The 3842-nt window shown below is 54.8% G+C and carries 5 protein-coding genes; 3 read left to right on the forward strand and 2 right to left on the reverse strand.

Features of this window, described 5'->3' with window-relative positions:
* Positions 1-644 (forward strand): site-specific integrase (locus tag ACXJJC_RS09160; RefSeq protein ID WP_456371208.1); only part of this gene is annotated, 644 nt, incomplete at its 5' end.
* The gene (locus tag ACXJJC_RS09165; RefSeq protein ID WP_456371210.1) at positions 608-1789 is read left to right on the forward strand and encodes a tripartite tricarboxylate transporter permease; all 1182 of its coding nucleotides are present in this window, start codon (positions 608-610) and stop codon (positions 1787-1789) included. The genes ACXJJC_RS09160 and ACXJJC_RS09165, both read left to right, overlap by 37 nt.
* Here ACXJJC_RS09165 and ACXJJC_RS09170 read toward each other — a convergent pair.
* Positions 1783-2169 carry a hypothetical protein gene (locus ACXJJC_RS09170; protein WP_456371212.1) on the reverse strand — a complete coding sequence of 129 codons (387 nt, stop codon included), beginning with the start codon at positions 2167-2169 and terminating at the stop codon, positions 1783-1785. The two genes, ACXJJC_RS09165 and ACXJJC_RS09170, sit on opposite strands and share 7 nt — an antisense overlap.
* A gap of 81 nt (positions 2170-2250) precedes the next feature.
* Here ACXJJC_RS09170 and hxlA point away from each other — a divergent pair, with 81 nt between their 5' ends.
* Positions 2251-3549: a 3-hexulose-6-phosphate synthase gene (hxlA, locus tag ACXJJC_RS09175; protein WP_456371214.1), complete on the forward strand. Its 1299-nt coding sequence runs from the start codon at positions 2251-2253 to the stop codon at positions 3547-3549.
* Here hxlA and ACXJJC_RS09180 read toward each other — a convergent pair.
* Positions 3543-3842, reverse strand: a 300-nt coding sequence (locus tag ACXJJC_RS09180; protein WP_456371216.1) for a thymidylate synthase, incomplete at its 5' end; no start/stop codon positions are given. The two genes, hxlA and ACXJJC_RS09180, sit on opposite strands and share 7 nt — an antisense overlap.

The raw sequence follows: 3842 nt of genomic DNA on the forward strand, positions 1-3842 counted from the left end.
AGGAGGACCTGCAGTACATCACCGTCGCGTCAAAAAGGGACGACTTTGAGCACGCTCTTGTTAGGCTCATCCTCTCCACTCTTGCAGATGCTGAGGAGGTGGCCAGCCTCACGAAGAGAGACATCTCGGACAGAGAAACGGAGGGTGGCGTTCACTCGGTTTACCTGCGAAAGGGTGGGAGGAGCAGGAGGGTGCCGGTGGACGAGAAGACGTACATTGCTCTGAGAAAAATCTCTGAAGGGCTATCCGGCAGAGAGAGGATCTTCAATCTGAGCGAAAGCGAAATAGACGAGATCATCGCCAGACACTCTCCAGAGGGGAAGGTTTACACGCTTTCGGGACTGAGGAGAGCGGTCAGAAAAATCCTCGAGGACAACCTGCTGGGGCTTCGGGCCGACGATATTTCAGAGCTGAGCTTTGAGGAGCTGTGTGACTTCATGAAGGAATTCCACCCGATGTTTTCCGGGATGTGGGATCTCGACGACGATGACGTGGCCTACGACTACTTCCTCATGCTCAGCGAACGTCACGGCATTTCCAGAATCTCGGAGATGTCCGAGCTGAGCGGTGAGAGCGAGGAGAGGATAGAAAGGCTGATGAGCAGGAAATGGTACCTGAACTACTTGGATTCCTCCTCGGAGTGATCGCAGGACTCGTTCCTGGAGTGCACCCGAACACGTTCGCATCTCTTTTGCTCACACTCTCACCACTCCTCCTCCAGCAATTCGATAGCTACGAGGTTGCGCTGGCCATCTTCATCTCCTCCACCGTCTACTCAGTTGTCAACATAATCCCGGCCGTTTTCATCGGGGTACCTGACGAGGATACTGCCGTTGCGGTTTTTCCAGCCCACAGAATGGTCATGGATGGGGATGGTTTCAGAGCTGTGTCCATCTCAGCGTTTTCGAGCTTCGCGTCCTCTGCTCTCTCGGTGCCGGTCTTTTACGTGATGCTGGCCGCTGGAAATACGCTCGAACCGCTGATGGACCTGACGCCCGCTGTGCTGATCTCTGTTCTGGTTTACCTGGTTATGCTGGAGAGGGACGACTTCGGAGGGAGCCTGGCGAACTGGAGGAAGAGGTTTCATGCCATCGCAATCCTCTCGCTATCCGGTGCCCTGGGGTATTTCACCCTCAGAAGGTTCGAATTCGGCGACATCTCAGCGCTTTTTCCGCTGCTCTCGGGCCTGTTTGCCTTTCCAACCCTGGTTGCCGGAATGACCTCCAGCAAAATCCCGGAACAAAGAATCGAGATCGAATACCCGGATTTCGGGTCTGTTTTCAGGGGCGTGCTCTCCGGCTTCTTCGTATCCCTCTTCCCGGGGATAAGCTCCGGCGTGGCCACCGCGATCTCCGTTGGAAGGGGTGACGACGAGAAAAGGTATGTATCGGCGATCAGCTCGGCGAACACGTCAAACTCGATTCTGAACTTTTCCATGCTGCTTTCTCTGGGAATGGTGAGGAGCGGCACCGCCCAGGCCTTCTCGGAGCTTGCAGACGGGAGGTCCTTCACCCTCCTCCCGATCGTCGCGCTTGCAGCGTCCTTTGCTGGTCTCGCCGCCACTCTGCTCCTCTCCTTACCGGCAGCAAAGGTGCTGCCAAAGGTGAATCCGGCGAGGCTCTCTCAGGCTGTGCTGGCCTTTTTAATAGTCGCGATCTACTTCTCCTGCGGGTTTGACGGAATAGCCGTCTTCTCTCTCGCATCCATGATTGGCGTTTCCACTCTGGTTTTGGGAGTGAGGAGGATTCACTGCATGGGTGCCGTGATTGTCCCGGCACTTCTCTACTGAGCCCGGTACTTTCCCTTCTCTATGTACTCCTCCAGCCTTCTGACAAACCTGTCCGAGGTCTTGACGACGGGTATCACCGTAGTGTCTCCCCTGACCGACGTTATCCTGTCCGTGTACTCGAACCTGTCGTCGTGTCCGTGGTAGAGTATCCACCTCCTGAACTCCCCGACCTCTGTGAACGAAGAGTACGTAATCACCTCGACTATGACGAATCTGTCCTCCACTATGCCGTGGAGAGTTTCGAAGTCAACGATGTACAGCCTTCCGTTTGAGTAGAAGACTCTCTCCACCTCGAGTGCGAGGGCGTTTCTGACGAAGTCGGAGAACTCGAACTTCTCGGGCTCGTCTATGACGACAGGACCGTGATGGACGACGTTCATACTCTCCCTGCATGGAGCGGTGTTTAAAAAACCTCCTCATTACCTGGCAAAATTAAATAAGTTGAATGTCGAAGTGTGTGCATGGAAAAGCCTGTACTTCAGGTCGCACTTGACCTTGTAGAGCTGAAAAGGGCTGTGGAGATTGCAGGAGAGGCACTTGAGGGAGGAGTGGACTGGCTCGAGGTGGGTACGCCTCTGATAAAGAGCGAGGGAATGAACGCTGTCAGGGAGATCAAGAAGGCCTACGGTGTGAAAACGCTGGCTGACATGAAGACCATAGACACCGGTAGCGTTGAGGTGGAGATGGCGGCGAAGAGCGGGGCGGACATTGTTATAATTCTCGGTCTTAGCGATGACTCAACAATTCAGGAGGCGATAAGGGCTGCAAGAAAGTATGGTGCCGAGGTGATGGCAGACCTGATAAACGTTCCTGACCCCGTTGAGCGGGCGAAGGAGCTCGAAGAGCTTGGAGTTGATTACATAAACGTCCACGTTGGCATAGACCAGCAGATGAAGGGGATGGATCCGCTCGACATACTTTCAAGGGTCGTCGAAGCTGTGAGCATTCCCGTTGCTGCTGCAGGTGGGCTTGATGCCGAGAAAGCCGCGAACTGCGTGTCCTTAGGCGCGAGCATAGTCATTGTTGGGAGCAACATAGTCAAGGCGAGGAACGTTACCGAGTCGGCGAGAAGGGTCAGAAATGCCATAGACGAAGCGTGGAGAGAAGGCAGGAAGGTGGAAATCAGAAGGAAGAGTCTTGAAGAGGAGATCAGGGAAATTCTGACGAGAGTCTCCACTCCGAACATAAGTGATGCGATGCACAGGGCGAGGGCGATGAGGGACGTTTACCCCATCGTCAGGGGGAAGAAAATCGTCGGAAAGGCAGTGACCGTGAGCACGATGGACGGAGACTGGGCCAAGACTGTCGAGGCTATAGACGTGGCTGGAAGGGGGGAGGTGATAGTGATCAAGTGCTCTGGAGACACGGCCGCCGTATGGGGGGAGCTGGCGACGAGGAGCTGCATAAACAAGGGGATTGAGGGCGTGATCATAGACGGGGCGGTTAGGGATGTGGATGACATAAGGGAGCTCGGATACCCGGTTTTCGCGAGGAGGGAGGTTCCGAACGCTGGAGAGCCAAAGGGGTTCGGAGAGATAAACGTCAGGATCGAGTGCGGCGGAATAGAGGTGAAGCCGGGAGACTGGATCGTCGCTGACGACAATGGCGTTATGGTCATACCGAAGGAGAGAGCGTATGAGATTGCGAGAAGGGCTCTCGAGGTGAAGAAGCACGAGGAGAGGATAAGGGGGGAGATAGAGGATAAGGGAAGAACCCTCGCGGAGATAGTGGAGCTTTACAAGTGGGAGAAGGTTCAGTAGCCTTTCCTTATTTTGTCCACATAGCCCGGAGTTTCCGGCTCAAGTATCTCCCTGACCGAGTCTATGAACTCCCCGTATATGTGGGCGTCCAGTGCGAAGTGGTAGTAAGTGTGATCTCCAAAGCCAAGCATCTCCGAGAGGTAATCTGTCAGAAGGTTGAACGCAAACATGTTGGCGTGCATCGCTCCGTACGCGTCGTTTGAGCGCATGTAGAATATTCCGAAGAACCTCTCGTTCACGCCGAACTGGTATCCCCTGAGGCAAGGTGGCTCGTCGCTGGTGATGTCCCACGG

Source organism: Geoglobus sp., assembly GCF_054018175.1.

Bases quoted from the DNA above. Each gene is read 5' to 3' on its own strand.
- ACXJJC_RS09165 (WP_456371210.1), top strand. From the start codon at position 608: ATGGTACCTGAACTACTTGGATTCCTCCTCGGAGTGATCGCAGGACTC.
- hxlA (WP_456371214.1), top strand. From the start codon at position 2,251: ATGGAAAAGCCTGTACTTCAGGTCGCACTTGACCTTGTAGAGCTGAAA.
- ACXJJC_RS09170 (WP_456371212.1), bottom strand. From the start codon at position 2,169: ATGAACGTCGTCCATCACGGTCCTGTCGTCATAGACGAGCCCGAGAAG.